The organism is Cupriavidus sp. YAF13, from assembly GCF_052113425.1.
Taxonomy (GTDB): Bacteria; Pseudomonadota; Gammaproteobacteria; order Burkholderiales; family Burkholderiaceae; genus Cupriavidus.
The window spans coordinates 25,560-49,153 of sequence record NZ_JBFRDD010000003.1 but is presented as its reverse complement, the minus strand read 5'-3'; the positions used below and the strand labels follow the sequence as shown (position 1 = coordinate 49,153).

Sequence of the window (23,594 nt, the reverse complement as noted above, 5' to 3'; positions counted from 1 at the left end):
AGCCGCCCCGCAGACAGAAAACTAACCTTCTGGGGCCACTTCATGGCGCCGGCGGGCGGGGCTTCTTTTACGTCGCTTCAATAACAAGGAGGAGACCCTTGTGTTGCAGACTTCTGTTTATCGCCTTTCCATCTCGGCCATCACTTGCCTTGCAAGCATGACCGCGCATGCCGGAGAAGACTTTCAGGTGCGGTACAACATAGCAGGCAGCATCGGAGGGGAAATGTTTGCACCCCCGGATGCCGCCGGGCTTGCAGTTGGCGTTGCAGCGACTTATATCGACATCAGAAAGGTGACCGGCAACGACGGCAGCACACTGACGAAGCCGATCCCCGGTGGTGCCATTCCACTTCCGTCCCCTACCCCCGTGACGGCGTATCCCACGTATGGCGCCAATACCGCCCAGATCCCTGCCTCAGGCACTTTCAAGCTGTTCAACCTCGGCATTGGCTACATTACCAACGCGGACTATGGCGGTGGTCGCTTCGCGTTCGGCGGCGTTCTGCCGTATGGCGTCAAGTCCCAATCGGTCAGGGCTACTGCCGCAACGCCGGCCGTGCAGGCGAACCCCGCAGTCCCCGCGGCCGCACAGCAGGCCATCGCCAGCCAGTTCGGCGCGACATATCAGTCAAACCTTGCCGGCGAAGCAGCCAGTTCCAGTGGCGACGTATCGGGCGTCGGCGACCTGGAGTTGCAAGGCGGCTGGCTCTATACGACCGAACAACTGCGTGTATTGCTGGGCGCATCCTTCGTCATTCCGACAGGACGCTACAACGCATCGCCTGCACCCGACATAGGCACTGGTAATTTCTACACGCTGCGGCCGTCGGTGCAAGTGGCCTACCTGCCAACGCCGGACGTCGCCATCGCGGCAAAGGTGACCTTGGGCCTGAATACGAAGAATCGTGACAATGACCTCCGCAGCGGAAACTGGATCGGATTGGAAGGCGCGGCGGCATACAAGAGCGGAATTGGCGTGCTCGGACTGCACACTGTCTTCGTTCAGCAGTACCAGGATGACTCGAACAACCCCTGGGGCTCGAGCCGATACCGATCGCTCAATGCCGGTGCGTTCTATACCGCGATGGTGCCTGGCATTGACGCCGCGTTGACGCTGCAATACATGGCGACAACCAGTTCGCGCAACGCAAAGGTCGGCAGCATGACCCAGATCCGTTTGATCAAGCTGTTCTGACGACGATGGCGAGACAACTTTCATCGTGTCTCGCCGTTTGCCCTGGCCTGACGACTTGGATGCACTCAGGTCGGGAATTGTGGGACGTGACAACAGAGACACGTGACGTTGACACCAGGCAGCAGCGACCCGTTGTCGCACCCCGCACCGCAGCACAGCCCGCCTTTTCGTACTAAACTTTCACAACTTCCTAAAAATTCAAAACAAACAAGATGCATCTGTCGCCCCTGATCCAGCGCTTCGTGCTTCACTTCGGTGAAATGGGCAGCCGCTGGGGCATCAACCGCACGGTTGGGCAAATCTATGCCTTGCTGTTTACCGCCTCCCGCCCGCTCAACGCCGACGAAATCGCCGAGGCGCTGGGCTTCTCGCGCTCCAACGTCAGCATCGGGCTGAAGGAGCTGGAGTCGTGGAACCTGGTCAAGCTGTCTCACCAGCCGGGTGACCGCCGCGAGTATTTCTCGGCACCCGACGATGTCTGGGCGATCTTCCGCACCCTGGCCGAAGAGCGCCGCCGGCGCGAGATCGACCCCACGTTGTCCATGCTGCGCGAGGTCCAGCTGGAGACCGTGAGCGATCCGAACGATCGCCATGCGCAGGAGCGGATGAAGGAGATGTACGGGCTGATCCTGCTGGTGACGAGCTGGTTCGGCGAGATCCAGAAGCTGGATGTGGCCACGCTGGAGAAGCTGATGAAGCTCGGCTCCAAGGTCAACAAGCTGCTGGACGTGAAGGACAAGCTCAGCCTGGCCATCGGCGGAAAAGCCCGCGCCGGCACACCCCCTGCCAGTACCGTGAAAGCCAAGACGACCCGCACCCGGAAGGAGTAGTTGCATGTTCTCGTCGCTCGACCCGGTGGTGCTTGCGCGCGTGCAGTTTGCCGCCAACATCACGTTCCACATCTTGTTTCCCACCATCAGCATCTCGCTGGGCTGGGTGTTGCTGTTTTTCAAGCTGCGCTTCAATAGGACCGGCGATGACCGCTGGATGGCGGCGTACCGTTTCTGGGTGAAGATCTTTGCGCTGACCTTTGCGCTGGGCGTGGTCAGCGGCATCACCATGAGTTTCCAGTTTGGCACCAACTGGCCGGGCTATATGGAGACGGTGGGCAACGTGGCCGGTCCGCTGCTGGCCTACGAGGTGCTGACGGCGTTCTTCCTGGAGGCGACCTTCCTCGGCATCATGCTGTTCGGCATGCGCCGGGTAAGCAACCGCACGCATACCATCGCCACCTTGCTGGTGGCGGGCGGCACCACGTTGTCGGCGTTCTGGATCCTGGCGCTGAATTCGTGGATGCAAACCCCGGCGGGCTTCGAGATGATCGATGGCCGCGCGCATGTGACGAGCTGGCTGGCGGTGATCTTCAACCCGTCGTTCCCGTACCGCTTCGTGCATATGCTGCTGGCGTCGGGGCTGACTGTTGCGTTCCTGCTGGCAGGCATCTCCGCCTATCGCTGGCTGCGTGGCGACCGGGTGCCGGAGGTGCTGTCGTCGCTGCGCACCGGCGTGACCATTGCCGCGGTGCTGATCCCGCTGCAGATCGTGGCGGGCGACCTGCATGGCCTGAATACGCTGCACCACCAGCCGGCCAAGATCGCCGCGATGGAGGGGATCTGGAAGACGGAGAAGGGCGCGCCCGCCGTGTTGTTCGGCGTGCCCAACGCAAGCACGCAAAGCAATGATTTCGAGATCGCCATTCCCAAGCTGGCCTCGCTCTACCTGACGCATCAAATGGATGGCGAAATCAAGGGCATCGATGCCTTTGGCGACAAGCACCCGCCGGTGGCGCCGCTATTTTTCGCCTTTCGGATCATGGTGGGTGTGGGCCTGCTGATGCTGGCGGCATCGTGGGTGGCGGCGTGGCAGTTGCGCCGTGGTGGCCAGCCCGCGCCGTGGATGGCCCGCGTGCTGATTGCCATGACCTTCTCCGGCTGGGTGGCCCTGGTGGCTGGCTGGTACGTGACCGAGATCGGCCGCCAGCCTTACCTGGTGTACGGCGTGCTGACCACCGCGCAGGCCGCGTCCAAGGTGCCGGCGGCGATGATCGCCTCCACGCTGGCGATGTACCTGGCGCTCTACCTGGCGCTGATCGCGGCCTACGTCTCGGTGGTGTTCTACCTGGCGCGCAAGGCCGGGACCGACCCGAAGGTGGACAACCCGCGGACCGAACCCTCTCAAGCCGTGTTGCCTGGCGAACTGCGGAGCGCAGAATGACCGACCTGACCCAACCCGCCGGCTGGATGCCGCTGGTGTTCCTGGCCCTGATGGGCATCTCCATGCTGGTCTACGTGATCCTGGATGGCTACGACCTGGGCGTGGGCGTGCTGCTGCGCCGCGCGGACGATGCCGACAAGGACACCATGATCGCCTCCATCGGCCCGTTCTGGGATGCCAATGAGACCTGGCTGGTGCTGGGCGTGGGCCTGCTGCTGGTGGCCTTTCCCATTGCGCACGGCGTGATCCTGACCCAGCTCTACCTGCCGGTGGCGCTGATGCTGGCGGGGCTGATCCTGCGCGGCGTGGCGTTCGACTTCCGCGTGAAGGCACGCGCGCACCACAAGCCGTGGTGGAACCGCGCGTTCTACGCCGGCTCGCTGCTGGCCGCTTTCTCGCAGGGCCTGATGCTCGGCCTGTATATCACCGGATTCCAGCACGGCTGGCCCGACCTGGCCTTTGCGGTAGTGGTGGGCCTGTGCCTGGTGGCGGGCTACTGCCTGCTGGGCGCGGGCTGGCTGATCATGAAGACCAGCGGCAGCCTGCAGCGGCGCGCCATGTACTGGGCGCGCCGCAGCCTGTGGCTGACCGGCATTGGCGTGGCGGCGATCTCGCTGGTCACGCCGATGGTAAGCCAGCGCATCTTCGACAAATGGTTCTCGCTGCCCAACATCATCCTGCTGGCGCCGATCCCGTTGGTCACGGTGGCACTGTTCATCCTCATCGACCGCCTGCTGCGGCGCCTGCCGGCCATGCACGACCGCGGCAACGACCGCTGGTGCTGGGTGCCCTTCGCCGGCACGGCGGTGATCTTCCTGATGGCGTTCAACGGCTTGGCCTACAGCATCTTCCCGTACCTGGTGGTGGACAAGATCGATATCTGGCAAGCTGCGAGCGCGCCGGAGTCGCTGGGGGTGATCCTGGTGGGCGCGGCAGTGGTGCTGCCGACCATCCTGGGTTACACGGTGTATGCCTACCGTGTATTCTGGGGGAAGGCGACCGACCTGCATTACTACTGAGCATTTACTGATGCATTTACTGCGCGGCGGTCGATCAACCTCGCATATCACGCACACCAGGCACCTATGAGCGGCTCGCAAGGCCAACAACCCGGCACCCCACCCTCCACGCCCCAGGCCGCCCCCCTCCCCCGGCGGCTGCTCGACCGCCTGCGCGCCCGTGCCGGCGCGCAGGTGCGGGGCCTGACCCGCAGCAACTCCGGCCTCAGCCTCGACTACGACAACCCGCCCGGGGATCCCGGCCTGTTCGGGCCGGACGCGGTCTGCTGGCGCGTGCACGCGGATTTCCCCGCGATGCTGGCTGGCGGCGTCAGCGCCCTGCTGATGCAGACCATGCATCCGCTGGCGCTGGCCGGAGTGTGGGATCATTCCACCTTCCGCACCGATATGCAGGGCCGGCTGGGCCGCACCGCGCAGTTCATCGCCGGCACCACCTACGGCAACCGCGCCGATGCACTGGCGCTGATTGACCGGGTCAGGCGCATCCACGCGGCGATCAAGGGCACGGCGCCAGATGGCCGCCCCTACGCGGCCGACGATCCGGCGCTGCTGACCTGGGTGCATGTGGCCGAGGTGTCGAGCTTTCTCACCGCCTACCTGCGCTATGTCGGCCCACTCTCGGTCACCGAGCAGGACCGCTACTACGCGGAGGTGGCACAGATCGCCGAGCGGCTCGGCGCCACCGGCGTGCCACGCAGCGCCGACGCCATCGCCGGCTACCTGGAGCGCATGCGGCCCCAACTGGTGGTGAGCGACCGCACCCGCGAAGTGGTGCGGCTGGTCATGGCGATGCCAGTGGCCAGCCCGCTGCTGGTGCCGGCGGTGCGCGTCATGGGCGACGCGGGCATTGCGCTATTGCCGCGCTGGGCGCAGCGCGAGCTCGGGCTGCACGGCAGCACCGCGATCCGCCGTCCGGTCTCGCTGGCCGGGATGCGTGTGCTGGCGCCCACGTTGCGCTGGGCATTGGGCAGCGGCCTGGCAGCGCGCGCGCGGCGGCGGGCGTTGCAGCCCGCACCGGCGGCGCAGACGCAGTCGTCCTGACCCGCCACCCCGGGCGGGCGATTCACTAACAATAGGAAACAGGAAAGAACACCATGCAGACAGTTGCGGTTCTGGATTTTGAAACGACAGGACTGTCACCGCGTCAAGGCGACCGGGCCACGGAAATCGCAGTCATGCTGCTGCGCGACGGGGAAGTCGTCGACCAGTATCAAAGCCTGATGAACGCAGGCAGACGCATTCCCTCGGACGTCGTGCACCTCACCGGCATCACCAACGACATGATTGCGTCGGCACCCGCGGCGTCGAAGGTGATGCGGGAGGTGGCCCAGTTCGTCGGCAAGCAACCCGTGGTGGCCCACAACGCGGGGTTCGACCGCAGGTTCTGGCAGGCCGAGCTCTCGCTGCTGGGCGTGCCGGCCGACCAGACCTTCGCCTGCACGATGCTGGTTTCGCGGCGCGTCTACCCGCATGCGCAAAACCACAGGTTGTCGACGCTGGTGGATATGCTGCGCCTGCCGAAGGCCGGGCGCGCCCACCGGGCCATGGCCGACGCGCAGATGACCTGCCACCTCTGGCACCGCCTGCAGCACGATATCGCCGAGACTTACGGCATGCGCCGGGTGGATTACGACCTCATCACCCGCGTGCAGGCCACCAGCAGCGCCAAGGTGCCGGCCCTCCTGCGCTCGCTGGGCGAGAGCCAGGCTCAATGATGCGTGGGCAGAACGCCGGCAATGCACCCATGGCGCAATGACGCAACCTGTGCCCAAGCAGTGGTTATGGCTGGACACCGCGCTGAGCTGGATTGCCCTCCTGGGCATCCTGACGTGTCTCGGCTTGATCGACTTCCATGGAATGCGGCCACTGGACGCGGGCGGCATCCTGTTTGGCGGTAGTTTCAATCTACTGATGTATGCCGGCGCCTGGATCGCGGCAATGGCGGGCTTGCTCGTGGCAACGGCGTTTCGTCTGGCCGGGCACCGCGCAGCCTGGTGCATGGCCGGGATCGTGCAAACAGGCGCGGGGGCCTGGTGGCTGTTGCACTATCCCGTCACGCACGATGGCAACCTGTTGCTCTCGCCAGAGCGGGAAGAGATTGCCGCAGCGATGCTGGTCGGCGTAGCGCTGCTGATTGGCGGGGTATTCCTGCATGTCAGAGCGGCCCGCGCACGGCGTCACCGTCCGATATCGAGCACAAAGGTGGTGGTGCGATCCGTGGTCGCCGGCTCATTGATCCTGATCTTCGTCGCCATCCCCCTCGCCAACGCGCTGCGCGCGCCGCTACCGCATTGCGCCTTCAGCAAAGCAGGCTCGCAACTGACCGTTTGCCTGGATGCCAGTGACACGCCCGTCATTGTCGATTGATCTGAAGGCTGACTGGCCAGCCCGCCAGTGCCTGGCCTTGAATCACGCCAAAACACACATAAGCACGCTTAAATTCGCCAAAACATGCTGACTAACGATATGGGTCTGAACAACAATGCATGACTTGAAGACTGGCGCATTCTGGCGGCGCGCCTGCCTTGCCCTGCTTGGCGCACTGCTGGTGGCCGATGCCATCGCCCTGATGCTGATGGGGCTGTTCAACTTTGGGGTCGTCCTCCCTCTGGCGATCGGCGCGGCCTTTCTCGCGCTGTCATGGCGCTGGGAGAGGGTAGCGCGCTGGCGCGCGGCCAGCCCACGGCGTCGATGGATCTGGGCGCTGGGCCGCACCGCATTTGCCGTGTGGCTGGTGACGCTAGGGATGTTCTTCTATTTCATCAGCGCCAGCAACGCGAACTTCCCGGCAACGGGACCGGCGGCAAACACCATCCTCATACTGGGCTCCGGCACGCCACACTGCGCCGCGTCGCCCACCCTGGCTGCACGGCTGGACAAAGGACTGGCGCTGGCACGGCAATGGCCGGCGGCGCGAGTCGTGGTGAGCGGCGGCCAGGATTTCGGGCTGCGGTGTAGTGAGGCGGACATCATGGCGGACTACCTGATCGCGCACGGCCTGGCACCGGAGCGCCTGATCCGGGAGGACCGGAGCACCAGCACGGAGGAAAACCTGCTCTTCAGCCACCGCTTGCTTGCGCAACAGGGCGTGAGCGCCGCAGACCCGCTGGTGCTGGTGACCAGTGATTTTCATCTGGTGCGCGCAAAGCGGATCGCGCATAAGGCTGGGTTCCAGGCGGTGTCTGGCGCAGGAGCGCCAACGCCGCTGTACTTACGCTACAACGCCTGGCTGCGCGAGTATTTTGCGTTTATCAGTGGCTGGGTATTGCGTGAACTCTGACCGGAAAGCGGCAAGGAAAACGATGGAAGACCAAAGTGACGAATTGCGTGCCAGGATCGGCCGGGAGATGCGCCCAGGTGAGACCGCAACTTACCAGAGATGGCTTGGTGCGCTCGCCATGACAGGGGGCACCGATTGCCTCGCTCCCCAGATACTCAACCGCCAGTTGCCCTCCAAGCCTCTAAATGCCAATAGCTTCCCCAAGGCACGGTGGTGCCGCCCCTCTTGTTCAGTTGGGATCCGCGATCAGGGAGGTCCGCCTTCGGCGTGACCTTTCCCAGGAAGAGCTTGCCCATCTGGCCGGCATCGACCGCTCCTATATGAGTTCTGTGGAACGGGGAGGACAGAATTTGGGGATGATGCATCTTTTGAGAATTGCGACTGCGCTTGAGGTTACGGTCGCGGAGTTGATGGCTGTTGCCAAGCTCTAAGCGTCAGCACTAGTCGACTCGGGAGGCCCAGCGCCCCGAACAAGCCAGGCATCGGCCCGCGCTTGTACTTGGGGCTGCAGCGATCAACGGCAAAACCAGCTCGAAGCTCTACGGCCTTATGACGTCGTGCGCAGCCGCGAGCCTGGCAAGCCATTGCCAACGACGGCGTTCCAGGGGCAGAGTCCACCGCCGGCGTATGGCAGCAGATTTCGGAGCGACCATCGCTCAGCAGTAAGCTGCCGGCTTCGGTTGCCGGCTGGCCAGAAGCACGGGCGGACTACCACCAACGCATCGCCCCCGCTCCTCCCATTTCACTTCCCCTGAGGCCCCATGCGGCCTCCTTTTTCGTTCCCCTTCGCGTAAACCCTCGGATTGACATCCCCATTTCGTCTTTATATTCTTTTATGAACACTACGTTCATATTTGAACATGCAAGCCGGCAAGCGCAGCCGCTGAGCAGCGAGGCGCACACCCGGGCCCACACCAAGGCGACCCCCAGAGGAACAAGCACCATGGCTTCACAAAAGATTGGCATCGGCGGACTCGCCGCGGCGATTGCGCTGCGCAAGCTCGGGAAGGACGTGGTGGTCTTCGAGCAAGCCTCGCGCTTCGCGCGGGTCGGCGCGGACATCAACCTCACACCCAATGCCGTGCGCGCGCTGGATGGCCTGGGCGTGGGCGAGGCATTGCGCGAGACCGCCGCGCGGCCCAGCCACCGCATCAGCCGGGTGTGGAACACCGGCGAGGAAACCTCGCGGCTGGCCATGTCCGACGAGGCGGAGATCCGCTACGGCGCGCCGCAGCTCACCATGCACCGCGGCGACCTGATGACCGCGCTGGAAGCCGCCCTGCCGGCGGCCTGCATCAAGCTGGGCAAGAAGGCGACGCAGATCGAGCGGCATGCGGCCGGCGCGACGCTGCATTTCGCCGATGGCACGCAGGAAGACGTGGATGTGCTGATCGGTGCCGACGGCATCCACTCGGCCGTGCGCACCGCGCTGTTCGGGCCCGAGCATCCGGTCTTCACCGGCGTGGTGGCTTACCGCGCGGTGGTGCCGGCCGAGCGCCTTGCCGGCGTGCCGAACCTGCAGGCTTTCACCAAGTGGTGGGGCCCGGAGGCGACCTCGCAGATCGTCACCTTCCCCCTCAACCGCGGCCGCGAAATCTTTATCTTCGCCACGGTGGCGCAGGAAGCCTGGCGCAACGAATCCTGGACCACGCCGGGCCGCGTGGAAGACGTGCGCGCGGCCTACGCGGGCTTTCATGCCGAAGCGCGCGCGCTGCTTGATGCCTGCGACGACGTGCTGATCTCCGCGCTGTACGTGCGCGATCCGCTGCCCGCCTGGTCAGCCGGCAACGTCGTGCTGATGGGCGACGCCTGCCACCCGATGATGCCCTTCATGGCGCAAGGCGCCGGCATGGCCATCGAGGATGGCGTGGTACTGGCGCGCTGCCTGGCCGAAGCCAATGGCGACGACATCCCCAACGCGCTCGCGCGCTACCGGGCCGCGCGCTTTGAGCGCACCAGCCGCATCCAGATCGGCTCGCGCAGCAACGCGTGGCTCAAGGAAGGCGGCAACGCGGACTGGGTGTACGATTACAACGCCTGGCAGGTAGCCCTCGGCTAAGCACCAAGTCCGCAGGCTTACCTCGCCGCCCACCCGTCCACGGAACCGATGAGCAAGAACCCCAAGCTGAACCAGCCCGCGCCCGACGCAAGCGATGCCGCCGACGGCGGCGACGAAGACAAGACGCAACTGGTCAGCCCGGTGATCCGCGCCATGCGGCTGCTGCGCTTTATCGCAGAAGGCGGCTCCACTACCAACCTGAGCGAAGTCGGCCGGCGCATCGACGTGAACCGCGTCACCGTGATGCGCCTGCTCGCCACGCTGGAGCACGAAGGCATGGTGGAGCGGCTGCCGCAGGGCGGCCACCAGGCAGGCTTCGCTCTGCTCAAGCTGGGCGCAAAGGTGCTGGCAGGCAAGGATCTCACCGTCTTTGCGCGGCGCGTTCTGGCCGCCCTGAGCGAATCGCTGCAGCTCTCCGCCTATCTCGGCGTGCTGGATGGCGGCGACGTGCTCTACCTGCTGCGCGATATGCCGCAGACCTCGCTGGTCAGCAATATCCAGGTTGGCAGCCGTGTGCCGGCGCACCTCACCACGCCCGGCCGCATGCTGATTGCCGGCCTGCCGGAAGACACGCTGCGCGAGCGGCTCGGCGAGGAACCGCTGGCGACCGTCACCGGGCAAAGCCCGGCCACGTATGCCCGCCTGGGCGACATCCTCGCCGCCGACCGCGAGCGCGGCTGCGCCTGGAGCTTCTCCGCGTTCGAGCCCGGCATCGACTCTTGCGCGGCGCCCGTGTGCGACGCCAGCGGCACCACGGTGGCTGCCATCAGCGTGGCCGGCCCGGACATTCGTTTCGAGCGCGCCCCCGATCTTCGCGAACGCGTGGAGCGCGAGGTCAAGCGCGCCGCGCGCGATTTGTCTGGCCTGCTCGGCTACGCCGCCGGGCAGCGCCACCCACACTGACACCACGTCAACAGGAGGCTCGGATGACAACGCCTGCACTCCCTACGTTCTTCATCTCGCACGGCGGCGGGCCCTGGCCCTGGATGGAAGCCCAGATGGGCGGCCGCTACGACAAGCTCAAGGCCGCGCTGCAGCAGATGCCCCAGCTGGTGCAGCGCACGGGCATTGCGCCCAAGGCCGTACTGATGATTTCAGCGCACTGGGAGGAGCCGGAGTTCACGGTCATGGCCAACCCGAAGCCGCCCATGGTCTATGACTACTACGGCTTCCCGGATTTCACCTACCAGATTCAGTACGCGGCACCGGGCGCACCGCAGCTCGCCGCACGCGTGCAGGGCTTGCTCGAGAACGCCGGCCTGGCCGCACGGCTCGATCCGCTGCGCGGCTTCGACCATGGCATGTTTGCGCCGATGGCCGCCATCTATCCCAACGCCGACATGCCAACCGTGCAGCTCTCGCTCAAGCGAGGGCTCGATCCGCAAACGCATCTCGCACTCGGGCGAGCGCTGGCGCCGCTGCGCCACGAAGGCATCCTCATCGTGGGCAGCGGGCTGAGCTACCACAACCTGCGCGCGTTCGGCCCCGCAGGGAAAGCGCCATCGGCCGCGTTCGATGCCTGGCTCCAGCAAGCGCTGACGACGACCACCCCAGCGCAGCGCACCGCCGCGCTAACTGGCTGGGAGAGCGCGCCCGCCGCCCGGCAGGCCCATCCGCGAGAAGAGCACTTGTTGCCATTGATGGTCGCCGTGGGCGCGGCCGAGGACGACATTGCCACGCGCGTCTACCACGAAGACGACTTCGCTGGCGGCATTACCGTGTCGAGCTTTATGTTTGGGGGAAGCTGAAACCTGAAACGAGGAACGAGAAGCTTGAAGGCAGCCGGTGCGGTGATTCCGCATTGGCGAGCGTGGCGTGGGCCGGGAGGAACAGCTTGCCGGCACCAGCTAGCTTTGACAGCCCGCGCGAAGAACGCGAACCTGGGGAAAAGACTGGTGCCCATGGGCAGGATCGAACTGCCGACCTCTCCCTTACCAAGGGAGTGCTCTACCACTGAGCCACATGGGCAACGATGACAACGACTGCAAGTTGCCTTATTACCAAATAAATACTCTAAGCCATTGATTTTTAAGGAGTTTTTTGGCTTCCCGCCGAATCAATGGACTGCATTATGGACTAATCGACCCTGCTCGGCAACCCCTTAATGGCGAAAGTTTCCATCTCTGTTCCGGCCGAAAAATCTCGCGGCATGTGAATCTGATGTGACTCTGCCTGGGTATTCGCAATTCAAAGCGAAATGCGATAGGTCCACCCCTCGCTGGCGTGTAAACTGCAGGGTTTTTGATTCAGCCGGTATGGTGCAAGCTCCACAGCACACAGGTTGCAGCGGCCCGACGCTCATTCGCTTGCTTGCGCGCCTAGCGGACGTCGATGTTCCCGAACCCAGACAATCGCTCTCGGACCGACTGAGCCAGTGGCTCGGCTGGGCCGACGCCATCGAACTGTCCACGGCCCTGAACGGCAACCCGCCGCCGGTAGCCCCCGGCGCGCGCGCCTTCGGCAGCGCCGAGGCGCTTGCGTGCGACCGTGTGCGAGCCGCGCTGGCGAATGCCATCGCAGGCGATGGCGCCGTTGCCTCCGCCAAGCGGCGCGGGCAACCGCAGGCGCCTGCCCAGGGAGACTCCACGGAGGCAGCGGTCGATTACGCGACATATCGTCAGCGTTATCTCTCGATGCAGCAGACGATGGAGACCGAGATCGGCAGCTTGCGCGGCCGCCTGCGGGCAATGCTGGCCGCCAGGACGCCCGCCCTGTCGCAGCTCGCGGCGGTGGATGCTGTCATGGAGGGGGCACTGGGCGCGCGCGAGCGCAGCCTGCTTGGTGGCGTGCCCGCATTGCTGGAAGGCCACTTCGCGCGCTTGCGCCAGGCCGAGCAGGCAACGCTGGCCGACGCCCAGGCCGCGGGCGAGTCCGCGGCGGTCACTTCCGGCGCATGGCTGGACGTGTTCCGCAGGGATATGCGCAGCGTACTGCTTGCCGAACTGGATATTCGTTTACAACCGATCGATGGGCTGCTTGCCGCCCTTCGCTCCAGCTAACAGGACGCCATGTCCAGATATCTTAATTTCGCTGTTTTTCTGGCCGGTCTGGCCGCGGTGTGCTGGATCGGCGTCGGCTATGCCGGCTCGAACACCCTGGCGCTGGCTGTCACCGTGCTGATCGGCGCCTGCTACGTGGCAGGCGCGCTCGAGCTGCGGCGCTATCACGAGGCCACGTCCACCTTGGCGCGGGCCGTAGCAGGCCTGTCCGAGCCGCCGGCCAGCCTGGATGCCTGGCTGGCGCAATTGCCTGCCAGCCTGCGCAATGCGACGCGCCTGCGCATCGAAGGTGAGCGCGTGGGCTTGCCGGGGCCGTCGCTCACGCCGTATCTGGTGGGCTTGCTGGTGTTGCTGGGCATGCTGGGTACGTTCCTGGGCATGGTGGCCACCCTGAAAGGCACCGGCATGGCGCTGGAAAGCGCGACGGACTTGCAGGCCATCCGCGCCTCGCTGGCCGCGCCGGTCAAGGGCCTGGGATTTGCATTCGGCACTTCGGTCGCGGGCGTGGCCACCTCCGCGATGCTGGGACTGCTTTCGACGTTGTGCCGGCGCGAGCGCACGCAAGCGGCGCAGAGGCTCGACACCAGGATCGCGACGACGTTGCGCATCTACTCGCTGTCCCACCAGCGCGAGGAGACCTTCAAGCTCCTGCAACGGCAGGCCGAGGTGATGCCCGCCTTGGTCGATCGGTTGCAGGCCATGATGGCGGCCATGGAACAACAGAGCCTGGCCTTGCACGAGCGCCAGCTCGCCAGCCAGGACGCTTTCCACGGCAAGACCGAAGCCGCGTACACCCGCCTGGCGTCCTCCGTGGAGCAATCCTTGAAGGAGAGCGTCGCCGATAGCGCCCGCGCCGCCGGTGCAGCGCTCCAGCCGGCCGTGGAGGCCACCATGGCGAGCCTCGCGCGCGGAACGGCCGCCCTGCAAGACACCGTCACGCAGGCCGTGCAGCGGCAGCTCGATGGCCTGTCGACCGGATTCGAGGCGACCACCACCACCGTGGCGGGCATCTGGAACGATGCGCTGGCGGGACACCAGCGATCGAGCGAAGCGCTTACCCAGGACCTGCGCACCTCGCTCTCCCAGTTCACCGACACCTTCGAGCAACGCTCCGCAGGCCTGCTGGAGGGCGTCTCCACCCGCCTGGAAGCCACGACCGGCAGCCTGTCGGCAGCCTGGAACAACGCGCTCTCCCAACACGAACGCGTCAGCCAGAAAATGGCGGGCGACAATCAAAACGCTTTGGCGGCGGCCGCGGCGAGCCTGGAACAGCAATCGACAGCACTGGTGCGCACGGTAGGCCAGTCGCATGCGGACCTGCAAGCGGAACTGGCAGCGCGGGACCAGCAGCGGCTGGCGGCCTGGGCCGATACGCTCGGCACGCTGGCCGCGACGCTGCGCAAGGAGTGGGAACTGACGGGCGCGCACACCGCGAGCCGGCAGCAGGAAATCTGCGACACGCTGGCGCAGAACGTGCGCGACATTTCCGCCCAGACGCAAGCACACGCCAGCAACACCCTCGTCGAGATCGACCGGCTCGTGCAAGCCGCTTCGGCGGCCCCCAAGCTGCTGGACAGCGTCTCCGCCCGCCTGGAAACGGCAACGAGCGGCATGTCGGAAGCGTGGAACAATGCACTCTCCCAGCACGAACGCGTCAGCGAAAAACTAGCGGGCGACAACCAAAACGCGCTGGCGGCGGCCGCGGCGACGTTCGAGCAGCACTCGGTGTCGCTGGTGCGCACGGTAGGCCAATCGCATGCGGACCTGCAAGCGGAACTGGCAGCGCGGGACCAGCAGCGGCTGGCGGCCTGGACCGATACGCTCGGCACGATGGCGGCAACGCTGCGCCAGGAATGGGAGCAGGCAGGCACGCACAATGTCAGCCGGCAACAGGAAGTCTGCGACACGCTGGCGCAAACCGCGCGCGACATCTCGGCCCAGACGCAAGCGCACGCCAGCAACACCGTCGCCGAGATCGACCGGCTCGTGCAAGCCGCTTCAGCGGCCCCCAAGCTGCTGGAAAGCGTCTCCGCCCGCCTGGAAACGGCAACGAGCGGCATGTCGGAAGCGTGGAGCAATGCGCTCTCCCAGCACGAACGCGTCAGCGAAAAACTGGCGGGCGACAACCAGCACGCGCTGGCGGCGGCCGCGGCGACATTTGAGCAGCACTCGGCGTCGCTGGTGCGAACCGTGGGCCAGTCGCATGCGGACCTGCAAGCGGAACTGGCAGCGCGGGACCAGCAGCGGCTGGCAGCCTGGAGCGATACGCTCGGCACGATGGCGGCAACGCTGCGCCAAGAGTGGGAGCAGGCAGGCACGCACAATGTCAGCCGGCAGCAGGAAATCTGCGACACGCTGGCGCAAACCGCGCGCGACATCTCGGCCCAGACGCAAGCGCACGCCAGCAACACCATCGCCGAGATTGCCCGGCTCGTGCAAGCCGCTTCGGAAGCCCCCAAGGCAGCGGCCGACGTCATTGGCGAACTGCGCCAGAAGCTCTCCGACAGCATGGCCCGCGACAACGCGATGCTGGAGGAGCGCGGCCGCTTGCTGGAAACGCTGGAAACCCTGCTCGATGCCGTGAACCATGCCTCCACCGAGCAGCGCACGGCCGTCGACGCCCTGGTCGGCACGACGGCGGATCTGCTGGACCGTGTCGGCACCCGGTTCACCGACAAGGTCGAGGCTGAAGCCGGGAAGCTGGAAGCCGTCGCCGCGCAGGTCACCGGCAGCGCTGTCGAGGTGGCAAGCCTGGGCGAAGCCTTCGGCATGGCGGTGCAGCTGTTCGGCGAGTCGAACGACAAGCTGGTGGCCCACCTCCAGCGCATCGAAGCCGCGCTGGACAAGTCCGTCGCGCGTAGCGACGAACAGCTTGCCTATTACGTCGCACAGGCCAGGGAAGTCATCGACCTGAGCATGCTGTCGCAGAAGCAGATCGTCGAAAACCTGCAACATCTCGCAGGACAGCGGGCGCCCGCCAGCGCCGAAGCGGCATGAGCGAGGAGATCGACGCCGGCGTGGAGCCGGCCGTGCCAATCTGGGCCGTCTTCGGCGACCTGATGTCGGTGCTGCTGGGCGCCTTTGTGCTGATCCTGGTGAGCGTCATCGGCGTGCAGCTGGAACTCTCGACCAGGCTGGAGGAGGAAGTCAAGCAACGGCAGGTGGAGAAGCATCGCCGCGAGGCCCTTGAGCAAGCGCTGGCCGGCCCGCTGGCGGCGGGCCGGGTGACGCTGGTSAACGGGCGCATCGGCATCAAGGGCAGCGTGTTGTTTGCCCTCAACTCCGATCAATTGCAGCCCGAAGGCCGGGAGGTGTTGAAGAGCCTGGCCGCGCCGCTGTCCGCTTACCTCCAGGCCCGCGAGGAGATCCTGATGGTGAGCGGATTTACCGACGACCGCCAGATGCGCGAGGCCAACCGCCGCTTTGCCGACAACTGGGAACTGTCGGCCCAGCGCGCGTTGACGGTGACCCGCGCGTTGATCGATGAAGGCGTCCCGCCCTCCTCGGTGTTTGCGGCCGCCTTCGGCGCCGAGCAGCCCGTGACCTCGAATGCCAACGACGAGGGACGAGCCAAGAACCGGCGCGTGGAGATCGCGCCAATCCCGAGGCCGTCCAACGAAACGGGGAAGCCGCGTGATTAGTGGCGAGATTGGTGCCGAAAGCCGCGACGCGCTTGCCACGCTCGACGCATGGCGCGCGCGTGGCGCCGATCGCCTGAATCCTGTCCGCTTTCGATTCATCGAGGCGCTGGCCCGACGGGCGGCCGCCTACAGCGGCGATGCGCGACGCATCCTCGACAGCAGGCTGGCCAATCTGCTCGAGGCCTATGCCGGCGATCTTGAAAGCACCGAATGCAAAGACCGCAATGTCGGCGGCACAGCATCGCCGGGCGCTCCCCCTCGCGGGCCGCTGGCCGGACTGATCAACTACATGGCCATCCGGGCGCCGGCGGATCGCGGCGCCCCCGCAACGATTGCAGCCGTACCCCGGCGCGCGTCCCTACCGGACATGGAGGTGCTCGACTACTTCCGGGAAACCTGGTCCAGGGTCAGCACCGATCGACGGTTGCGGCAGTCGCTGGAGCAAGTGCCCGACAATGCCGGCCCGCTCAATTCGAGCCGCCTCGTGCATCGCTCGCTCTCACTGATGCGAGAACTGTCGCCTGAATATCTCCACCAGTTCTTGTCGTACGTCGACGCCTTGTCGTGGATGGAGCAGATGAACGGCGGCGGCGCCATGGCGGGTAAGGACGCGCCACGCGCAGGGAGCATCAAGCCGAGCGCACGCGGCAGGCCACGCTAGCGCAGTTGGGGGGACGGCGGGTCAATATCGGCTTGATTCGCCCCTGCGAGCCGTACGATGCCACGCCATGGGCGAGAGCAGGAGAACCGTCAGTAGGAACGCTACCTGCGAAAGGTAGAACGGCTCGAACCACTGCCGATTCAATGCGACGTAGAACGTGTTGTGAACGACGTCGACAATGATGATTGCCGCTGTGAGCGCGATGCCCACCCTTGGTTTGATGAAAAGAAGCAGCACCGCCAACGGATCAACAATCGTCAGCGCTCCCCAGAACACCCGGCTGGCCCAGTACGCGCCATTCCCATAGCCGTAGTCCCAGAGAAAGCCATGTTGAAAGACTGCCCGCACATGATTGGCCGTCGCGACCAAAAGACAGCAGGCAAACAGAAAACGGACGGAGAATGAAACGCTCGGCATGGCTTGATCTGCTTACGTGGCCATATAACTAGCGCTTGCCCGTGGCGATTGGCTGCGCTTCGCAAGCCTGCGCCGTGCGTTCCGCTGTATCGGCGCACTGGCGCCACACCGCCTCCGGCATCGCCGCCACCAGTACCAGGTCCTGCCCCGGCGCATAGTTCCAGAACACCCGGCCCGGACGCGCGCGCGCGGCTTCCCAGATCTTGCGTTTCTGCTGCGCGGTAAGTCGGATGTCGCCACCCTGCCCGCTGTTGCCGGAGGCGAGCACCTCGCGCTGCCCGGCGCTGAACGCCATGATGTCGCCCGCGGTCTCGTCGCCAGGCAGCAGCAGGATTCGCCATGGGTAATGCCAGGACTCCACCGACGGAACACGCCAGTCCGGGCCGTTCAGCACCATGGTGTATTGCGCGGGATTGCTCGCGGCATAGCTTGAGTCATGCCCACGCTGGGCACCCAGGCTCTCGGGCAAGCGATAAGGCAGGCCTACGTTCATCGACGCGTAGCCCTCGCTCGGGCCTTCCTTGATATACAGGTGCCGCGGCTTGCCTTGCGCATCGAAGGTGCGCACCTGCACGCGCCGCCCATGGGGATCGCGCTGGATCATGCGCAGCAGGCGGCCATCGGCATCATGCACATAGCGCAGCGCGGCCGTCTCGCCGGAGCCGGACTCGCATGCACCTTCGCCCGATGAGGCAAGCCAGCCCGCCTTGTCGTAGCGTAGGCAATGCTGGCTGGACAGCTTCGGCGGCGCGTCGTCCTCGCTGTCAACCGTGTCGAAGGCAGCCAGGCGTGCCGCGCCGTCGTAGCGCAGTACGAGCGTGCGCTCCAGCTCGTAGTCTTCAGGCCCGGCCGCACGCGCATCGTCGGCACGATTGCCCGGCTGGCCGTGCCGGCGCTCCGATGCATAGCGAAGGCTCTGTGCCGGACTCAGCAGCGCCTCGCGCCTTTGTTCGAACGCCTCGGTAAAGCGGTACTGCTCCACCCGGCACAGGTGGCGCGCGTTGTCGCCCGCGCCATCGAAGTACAGCACGGTTGGGCCCACCCGCTTGTCCGCGGGCAGGCCGTAGACCGACCAGTCGACCTGCTCAGCCCATAGCGAAGCCCGTGCGCGGCCGGCAATGGAGATGCGCAGCGGCGCCTCCAGGTTGTCCGACTTGACACGCGCACCATCCAGGCCCAGCAGCGTGCCAGCGTCTTCCAGCGGAAAGTCCACCACAACCCGCGTCATCGCAGCGGCGGCGCTGGCTGCCGGATCGCACACGGCGTGAGCGACCGGCGAGATGGAAAGCGCGAGCAGCAGTGCCAGCGTTTGTGCCGGGCTCGGCTTATTGAAATTGCGTGGCATGGAGGTAGGACACCAGGTTCCAAAACTCGGCGCTGACGCCGCCCAGGCGCAACGCGCCGCTCTTGTCATCCATCAGCAGGAAGGGATAGGCCCGCCGCTCGAACCTGCCCGCCGGTGGCAGGCGGTACGGCTCGAAGCGCTTGGGGTCGCTGAAGTAGCGCTCCGTGGCGTCGCCACCGCCGCCGTTGATGTGCATATACCAGACGCTAAGGTTGTGCGCGCCGATCGTCGCTTCGTTTTCCGGATAGATGCCGCCCTCACCCGCCGGCACTGAGTCGTGCAGCAGGTTGAAGAAGATACGCCCAGCACCCACCACCGCGAAGCCGCTGCCCGCGCTAATGTCGCTCTGTTCTGCCAACGCCTTCAGTAGCGGCACGGCACGCGATTTCGGCACGACTGACTTTGAGAAAACCTGCTCGATCTGTGCCTCGGTGATCTGCGCGCCCGCATTGCGCCGCTGCTGCAGCGTGGCGAAGTCCGTTTCGAATTGCTGCCGCCATGCGCGGTAACGCTGCGCTTGTGCCGCGCGATCGAACTGCTGAGCGGTTGCAGACGTTGTGAACAGGAGAGCGAGCATCCAGAAAGCCAGCGCCCGGATGCCTGCGCGATTGCCAAGTCGTGTTCTCATGATATCGACGGCGAAGTGGTTCTTCGGTTGGGCGGCGCGGCGCAGGATGGTCAGGCGTCTCTGCAAGGTGGTAGACATTCAGGTGGGATTCGGTGTAAGCGCTTCAAAGGTGATGAGGAAACTGGATCAACGACGGCCCGGCGCATTGGTTCATCCGCGCATCAACCAGTCCTTCGATGAATGGCGCGCCGCGCGAACAGCGTTGCCAGCATGCCAATCAGATAGCCGCTGCCGGCGGCCACGCTGATGAACAAAACCAGAAGGCCTGAGTACGGCCGCCCCCAGATTGTCGCCAGGGCAAATGCTGCGATTGCCACGCTACCTGGCAAAACCACGCGCCATATTACCGAGCGCAGCCGCACGCTCCCAACGGCCGCGGAGATGCCCCCCACAAGCAGGCCGAGGCCAAACACGATGTCTTCGATGTCTACTCTCCGTTGAGTGTGTTGCTGATGCGTTCCCGGCAGCGCCATGCTACAGATCGATCTRATTGATCTGCTCCTCCGTAATCACCTCTGCAACCAGCACCTTACCGGGGCCATCCAGGAAATACTCCACCTCGGCCGGCTCACGCAGTTTCATATAGGTGGATTCGCCGATTTGCATGGTATGCCCGGCCGCCAGCTCCGCACCGCTCTCCATCATATAGCCCATGATGTTGTTGAAGATGTCGGCATACCGCTGGCCCTCTTCGTGCCCACTGGCAAGCACAGCAAAATCGGGGAGTCCGAACAGGTCGCCGCCGTAGGTGCGCATCCACACGCCCTGTACATCCTGCACTTCATACTTGACGAAGCCGCAGTAGAGGGCATTGAGCGGCAGGCTGCGCAGCAATTCCAGGCTCTCGCTGCCAAGGCTGTCTGGCGCAAGGATACCGGCGGGCAGTGAGGTGCGCGCGTGTTCGTTCAACACCGCCAGGGCACCGAAGCCCGCCAGGGCACCGGCTACGGCGGCGAGCGCTACGTACTGCTCCAGCGGATTGTCGTCAAAACCCGCGTAGTACAGGATGATGTGGCTGGTGTGCGCACGTACCTCGTCTTTGACCTCCGCCGGGTAGGCCGCGGGCGCCACGCAGGCTTCGAGCGAGTCCCGGGGATAGGGCGCATCGAAACCAATTAGCCGCACCACGTGCGTGCCCCAGCCGATGAGTCCGAACAACTCCTGCATGTCTGGGGCAATCTCGGCGCGTGCCTTGCTCATGGAGGGATGAAAGGCGCGCAAGGCGGTCGTCAACGCGGCTGCCTGCGTCGTGAGCGGTCCGGCGAACAGCACCTGCAGGCTGAGCGGATTCTCGATAGCGGCGTTGGCGCTCAGGGCGGTGGCGTCGGCGGATTCGTCAGCGCGTCCGAAGTAGCGGGAGAAGATGTTCATGTGTTGTACGGGCAGGAGCAAGGTAAGCGCGATACTCAGGCATCGCGCCGCCAGTTTACAGGCTGCGATCACAGCTGTCGCCGTCCCACATCAAGATCGGAGTTCTCCTGGCCGGCGCCAGGAAGCTCGGTTCGCGCTCTCACCGTAACGGTGCCAGTTCCCGTTGCGTGAGGACGCGGTCGATCAGCCCCCATTCCAGCGCTTGCTCCGATGTCATGTAGCGGTCCCTGTCAAGGGTGCGCTCGACCTCCTCGTAGGTGCGCCCGCAATGCTCGGCATAGAGCCGGGCGACACGATGCTTGGTCCGCTGCGTCTCCTCGGCATGAATGAGGAAATCCGACGCCTGCCCTTGAAAACCGCCCAGCGGCTGATAGACGTGCAGACTCGCATTGGGGAGCGCTGCCCTTTCGCCTGGCTCACCCGCCATCAGCAGAAACGAGCCCATGGAGCGCGCGGTCCCCATGCACAGCGTATGCACCGGCGCTTTGATGTATTGCATGGTGTCGTACATGGCGAGCCCGCTGGTAATGACTCCACCGGGCGAGTTGATGTAGAGATGGATAGGCTTCGCCGGATTCTCGCCTTCCAGGAATAGCGCTGCAAGCCACGCATGCGTACGCAAGTTGTCCCGTCCGTCGTAGGTGTAACGCTCTATTTGCAGCAGTGGGGCCGTCTTGCTGGCGAGTCGATCCTTGGCGTCATAAGCAAAACTCGTTTGCCCGCCCCGCGCGTCGGTCAGGCGGCCGGCGTAAAAACGCCGACAACAAATGTTCCCAAAGATGCAGCGGTAACAAGAATAAAACTAATAACGTGTTCTTTTATCCATCGACCCAGCCCTCTCCAACTTCCATCCCCGGAGAGCCTTAAAATCACCAATAAACACAGGGCGATTACCGCAGTAGTGCCTATGGCATTAATCTTAGATCCAGACAAGAGACGTGCGACCAGGTACAAAATCAAAAAAACGATCCCAACTATCATATCCCTTACATTTACGGACATGGAACTCCCCAAAGTGGAGGCGAAACATACGCATGTTGGCCTTCTATTCCCGACGCGCCATATGCTCCATAGCCTTCGCCAAATTTTCCAAAGCTTCGACCGCCCTGAACCCCACTTGCCCCCCTTGCGCCTGGAAGCCGGGCGCCGGTTACCGGCATCGAAGGTATAGGTGACGGTCGAGTCGGCTGCCGTGAGGCTACAGCCAATTAATGTCTGTCCGTACGCCGCGCACGCCGACATGGGCACGGAGGAACTTGGGTACCTGCTTGTAGGCAAGGAGCGTGCGCCCCGTCATGCGAACGAAGCCGATATGGACGGCAACAGCGAGACCGTACATGTGGCTGCGGCGCGCATTGTGCTGCAGGCTATCCACGGCTGGTAAGCGGGTCGCTCAAGATCACAGGGGGCCCTTCCTTCAAACTCGATTTATGCAGCGGCCACTACCGACATCAATGCAGTCCAATCACTCTCGCACAACGTTCACAGTTATGCGTATCGGCAATCCTAGTTGAGCTAACGATACAAGAACATCTGGCTCGATATCCAACTCGCATTTCGCATCACCGTCCAAACTGCTAGACAGCGCAACAAAGACATCAATATAGGCGTCTTCGACATTCGCAATCGCCGACAACGGCTTTCCAATCGGAAAGGACTGAATGAGTCGCGCCAAATGATCGTCAAGCGATGTCGAGCCCAACTCAAAACTCAATGCCCAGCTCCCCTGTTTTACGAGAAACTCCAGCCCAGAAGAAGTCACACGCCGCTCGCCCTTCTTCTGCGCCCTTGAAGGGCCAACACCAATTTCACGAGTAACTGACTCCGGATCAAGGTGCTCTCCATTCAAATAGAGCGCAACAATTATCTTTGGTTCGTCAAGGCCCATTTTGGCTTCTCACCGTTAAGGTTTCCAACGACATCTCCAGCAGGATCGTAAATGTCGCCGGTATCAGGATCGACCCAAAGAGTAACGCACCCAATAATAGTATAGGCTAGTGTCATCATTCTCGCGCCGCCAGGTTCCTCGCACCACGTTCAGACCGTCATAGGTGGGAGTGTGTCACCATGAGCGTCGGTCGCAATCCAACACGCATCCGCGAAGCCTATGTGACAAAACGGCACTTTATATTCGAGTGGCTCTCGCTCTCACGCCATTAATCTCAATCTCGACGTTAATTTTATGTTTATCTATGTAGTGATTGATGGTTTCGATTAGATCAGGCATGTTCTCCGCTTTGCCCCCGAATATCATCTTCCCGGCTGGCATTGTAGATAGCCCCTTTCGATCTCGTGGATAAATATTAAATCCGCGTCGCGCTCCGCGCTCATATGGCACATAAACGGGGAATGCACGTATTAGCCTCACACTATCCCACTCCATTGTTTGCCACGTGACCCCAAAATAATTTCTCGATATCCCTCGTTCACTCAATACAATATCGGACTTGCTCGCAAGCATGAAAAAACCGGTTACTCCAAACAACGAGATAGCACATAAAAGAAAAATTGCTCCGCCCAACTGCCCGTCGCGCGAGATCCACAAGTAACCAAGAAAAGCGAATAAACCAATCATTGTTCCTATCGAAATAGGAGCCAGGGTACGACCCTTAAATTTATACACCTTCTCTGAACATTGGTGACTCAATCCTTCAGCACTCATTTGGACCTCCCTATGGCCTATGGACAATAGATGCCATTCTGATTTTCGGCCAAAAGCCGTACCTACTATTAGGATACATCGCAGCAGCGATCGCACCGATAGC

General features: G+C 63.9%; 24 protein-coding genes, 1 tRNA gene and 1 pseudogene. 16 read left to right on the top strand and 10 right to left on the bottom strand.

Features of this window, described 5'->3' with window-relative positions; translation table 11 throughout:
• The first annotated feature begins 100 nt into the window (after positions 1–100).
• From AB4061_RS03700 to AB4061_RS03645, 12 genes are all read left to right on the top strand, one after another.
• Positions 101–1,195 carry a transporter gene (locus AB4061_RS03700; RefSeq protein ID WP_441630999.1) on the top strand — a complete coding sequence of 365 codons (1,095 nt, stop codon included), beginning with the start codon at positions 101–103 and terminating at the stop codon, positions 1,193–1,195.
• A gap of 212 nt (positions 1,196–1,407) precedes the next feature.
• Positions 1,408–2,025: a GbsR/MarR family transcriptional regulator gene (locus tag AB4061_RS03695; RefSeq protein ID WP_441630997.1), complete on the top strand. Its 618-nt coding sequence runs from the start codon at positions 1,408–1,410 to the stop codon at positions 2,023–2,025.
• A 4-nt stretch (positions 2,026–2,029) separates the two neighbouring features.
• On the top strand, positions 2,030–3,409 hold the full coding sequence (locus AB4061_RS03690; protein ID WP_441630995.1) for a cytochrome ubiquinol oxidase subunit I: 1,380 nt from the start codon (positions 2,030–2,032) through the stop codon (positions 3,407–3,409).
• A complete protein-coding gene (locus tag AB4061_RS03685) occupies positions 3,406–4,428 on the top strand; it encodes a cytochrome d ubiquinol oxidase subunit II (RefSeq protein WP_441630993.1) in 1,023 nt (340 codons plus the stop codon). Before AB4061_RS03690 ends, AB4061_RS03685 begins: the two co-directional genes overlap by 4 nt.
• Before the next feature lie 66 nt (positions 4,429–4,494).
• Positions 4,495–5,469, top strand: a complete 975-nt coding sequence (locus tag AB4061_RS03680; RefSeq protein WP_441630991.1) for an oxygenase MpaB family protein — start codon at positions 4,495–4,497, stop codon at positions 5,467–5,469.
• Positions 5,470–5,522: 53 nt separating this feature from the next.
• Positions 5,523–6,143 (top strand): 3'-5' exonuclease, encoded by a 621-nt coding sequence (locus AB4061_RS03675; protein WP_441630989.1) that lies wholly within the window; start codon positions 5,523–5,525, stop codon positions 6,141–6,143.
• Positions 6,144–6,180: 37 nt separating this feature from the next.
• Positions 6,181–6,795, top strand: coding sequence for a hypothetical protein (locus AB4061_RS03670; RefSeq protein WP_441630987.1), 615 nt, complete (start codon positions 6,181–6,183; stop codon positions 6,793–6,795).
• A 115-nt stretch (positions 6,796–6,910) separates the two neighbouring features.
• The gene (locus tag AB4061_RS03665) at positions 6,911–7,708 is read left to right on the top strand and encodes a YdcF family protein (protein WP_441630985.1); all 798 of its coding nucleotides are present in this window, start codon (positions 6,911–6,913) and stop codon (positions 7,706–7,708) included.
• A 185-nt stretch (positions 7,709–7,893) separates the two neighbouring features.
• Positions 7,894–8,139, top strand: coding sequence for a helix-turn-helix domain-containing protein (locus AB4061_RS03660; protein WP_441630983.1), 246 nt, complete (start codon positions 7,894–7,896; stop codon positions 8,137–8,139).
• A 512-nt stretch (positions 8,140–8,651) separates the two neighbouring features.
• Positions 8,652–9,767 (top strand): FAD-dependent monooxygenase, encoded by a 1,116-nt coding sequence (locus AB4061_RS03655; protein ID WP_441630981.1) that lies wholly within the window; start codon positions 8,652–8,654, stop codon positions 9,765–9,767.
• A gap of 48 nt (positions 9,768–9,815) precedes the next feature.
• A complete protein-coding gene (locus tag AB4061_RS03650) occupies positions 9,816–10,670 on the top strand; it encodes an IclR family transcriptional regulator (protein WP_441630979.1) in 855 nt (284 codons plus the stop codon).
• Between the two features lie 23 nt (positions 10,671–10,693).
• Entirely contained in the window at positions 10,694–11,515 is an 822-nt protein-coding gene (locus AB4061_RS03645) for a DODA-type extradiol aromatic ring-opening family dioxygenase (RefSeq protein WP_441630977.1), read from the top strand.
• Positions 11,516–11,660: 145 nt separating this feature from the next.
• Here the strand turns inward: AB4061_RS03645 and AB4061_RS03640 are convergent.
• A tRNA-Thr gene (locus tag AB4061_RS03640) sits at positions 11,661–11,735 on the bottom strand.
• A gap of 287 nt (positions 11,736–12,022) precedes the next feature.
• Here AB4061_RS03640 and AB4061_RS03635 point away from each other — a divergent pair.
• The 4 genes from AB4061_RS03635 to AB4061_RS03620 are packed head-to-tail and all read left to right on the top strand — an operon-like array spanning position 12,023 to position 17,068.
• The gene (locus AB4061_RS03635; RefSeq protein WP_441630975.1) at positions 12,023–12,766 is read left to right on the top strand and encodes a DUF3348 domain-containing protein; all 744 of its coding nucleotides are present in this window, start codon (positions 12,023–12,025) and stop codon (positions 12,764–12,766) included.
• Between the two features lie 9 nt (positions 12,767–12,775).
• Complete coding sequence (locus AB4061_RS03630) at positions 12,776–15,763, top strand: DUF802 domain-containing protein (protein WP_441630973.1); 2,988 nt, start codon at positions 12,776–12,778, stop codon at positions 15,761–15,763.
• Complete coding sequence (locus AB4061_RS03625; protein ID WP_043354157.1) at positions 15,760–16,407, top strand: OmpA family protein; 648 nt, start codon at positions 15,760–15,762, stop codon at positions 16,405–16,407. Before AB4061_RS03630 ends, AB4061_RS03625 begins: the two co-directional genes overlap by 4 nt.
• Complete coding sequence (locus AB4061_RS03620; protein ID WP_441631456.1) at positions 16,403–17,068, top strand: DUF2894 domain-containing protein; 666 nt, start codon at positions 16,403–16,405, stop codon at positions 17,066–17,068. Before AB4061_RS03625 ends, AB4061_RS03620 begins: the two co-directional genes overlap by 5 nt.
• A 21-nt stretch (positions 17,069–17,089) precedes the next feature.
• On the opposite strand, the gene AB4061_RS03615 is transcribed toward AB4061_RS03620, so the two are convergent.
• The 9 genes and pseudogenes from AB4061_RS03615 to AB4061_RS03575 all read right to left on the bottom strand — a co-directional run bounded on the left by AB4061_RS03615 (position 17,090) and on the right by AB4061_RS03575 (position 23,491).
• Positions 17,090–17,485 carry a hypothetical protein gene (locus AB4061_RS03615; protein ID WP_441630971.1) on the bottom strand — a complete coding sequence of 132 codons (396 nt, stop codon included), beginning with the start codon at positions 17,483–17,485 and terminating at the stop codon, positions 17,090–17,092.
• Positions 17,486–17,513: 28 nt separating this feature from the next.
• A complete protein-coding gene (locus AB4061_RS03610; protein WP_441630969.1) occupies positions 17,514–18,830 on the bottom strand; it encodes a hypothetical protein in 1,317 nt (438 codons plus the stop codon).
• A complete protein-coding gene (locus tag AB4061_RS03605) occupies positions 18,811–19,536 on the bottom strand; it encodes a hypothetical protein (protein ID WP_441630967.1) in 726 nt (241 codons plus the stop codon). The genes AB4061_RS03610 and AB4061_RS03605 overlap by 20 nt, the downstream gene beginning before the upstream one ends.
• Positions 19,537–19,619: 83 nt before the next feature.
• Positions 19,620–19,931 (bottom strand): hypothetical protein, encoded by a 312-nt coding sequence (locus AB4061_RS03600; RefSeq protein WP_441630965.1) that lies wholly within the window; start codon positions 19,929–19,931, stop codon positions 19,620–19,622.
• Between the two features lies 1 nt (position 19,932).
• Positions 19,933–20,829 carry a DUF4261 domain-containing protein gene (locus tag AB4061_RS03595; protein ID WP_441630963.1) on the bottom strand — a complete coding sequence of 299 codons (897 nt, stop codon included), beginning with the start codon at positions 20,827–20,829 and terminating at the stop codon, positions 19,933–19,935.
• Positions 20,830–20,968: 139 nt separating this feature from the next.
• Positions 20,969–21,427: pseudogene (locus tag AB4061_RS03590) on the bottom strand (ATP-dependent Clp protease proteolytic subunit); the annotation flags it as partial.
• 137 nt (positions 21,428–21,564) lie between these two features.
• Positions 21,565–21,831, bottom strand: coding sequence for a hypothetical protein (locus AB4061_RS03585; RefSeq protein ID WP_441630961.1), 267 nt, complete (start codon positions 21,829–21,831; stop codon positions 21,565–21,567).
• 463 nt (positions 21,832–22,294) lie between these two features.
• Positions 22,295–22,717 carry a DUF4279 domain-containing protein gene (locus tag AB4061_RS03580; RefSeq protein WP_441630959.1) on the bottom strand — a complete coding sequence of 141 codons (423 nt, stop codon included), beginning with the start codon at positions 22,715–22,717 and terminating at the stop codon, positions 22,295–22,297.
• A gap of 237 nt (positions 22,718–22,954) precedes the next feature.
• Positions 22,955–23,491 carry a hypothetical protein gene (locus AB4061_RS03575; RefSeq protein ID WP_441630957.1) on the bottom strand — a complete coding sequence of 179 codons (537 nt, stop codon included), beginning with the start codon at positions 23,489–23,491 and terminating at the stop codon, positions 22,955–22,957.
• Positions 23,492–23,594 lie beyond the last annotated feature (103 nt).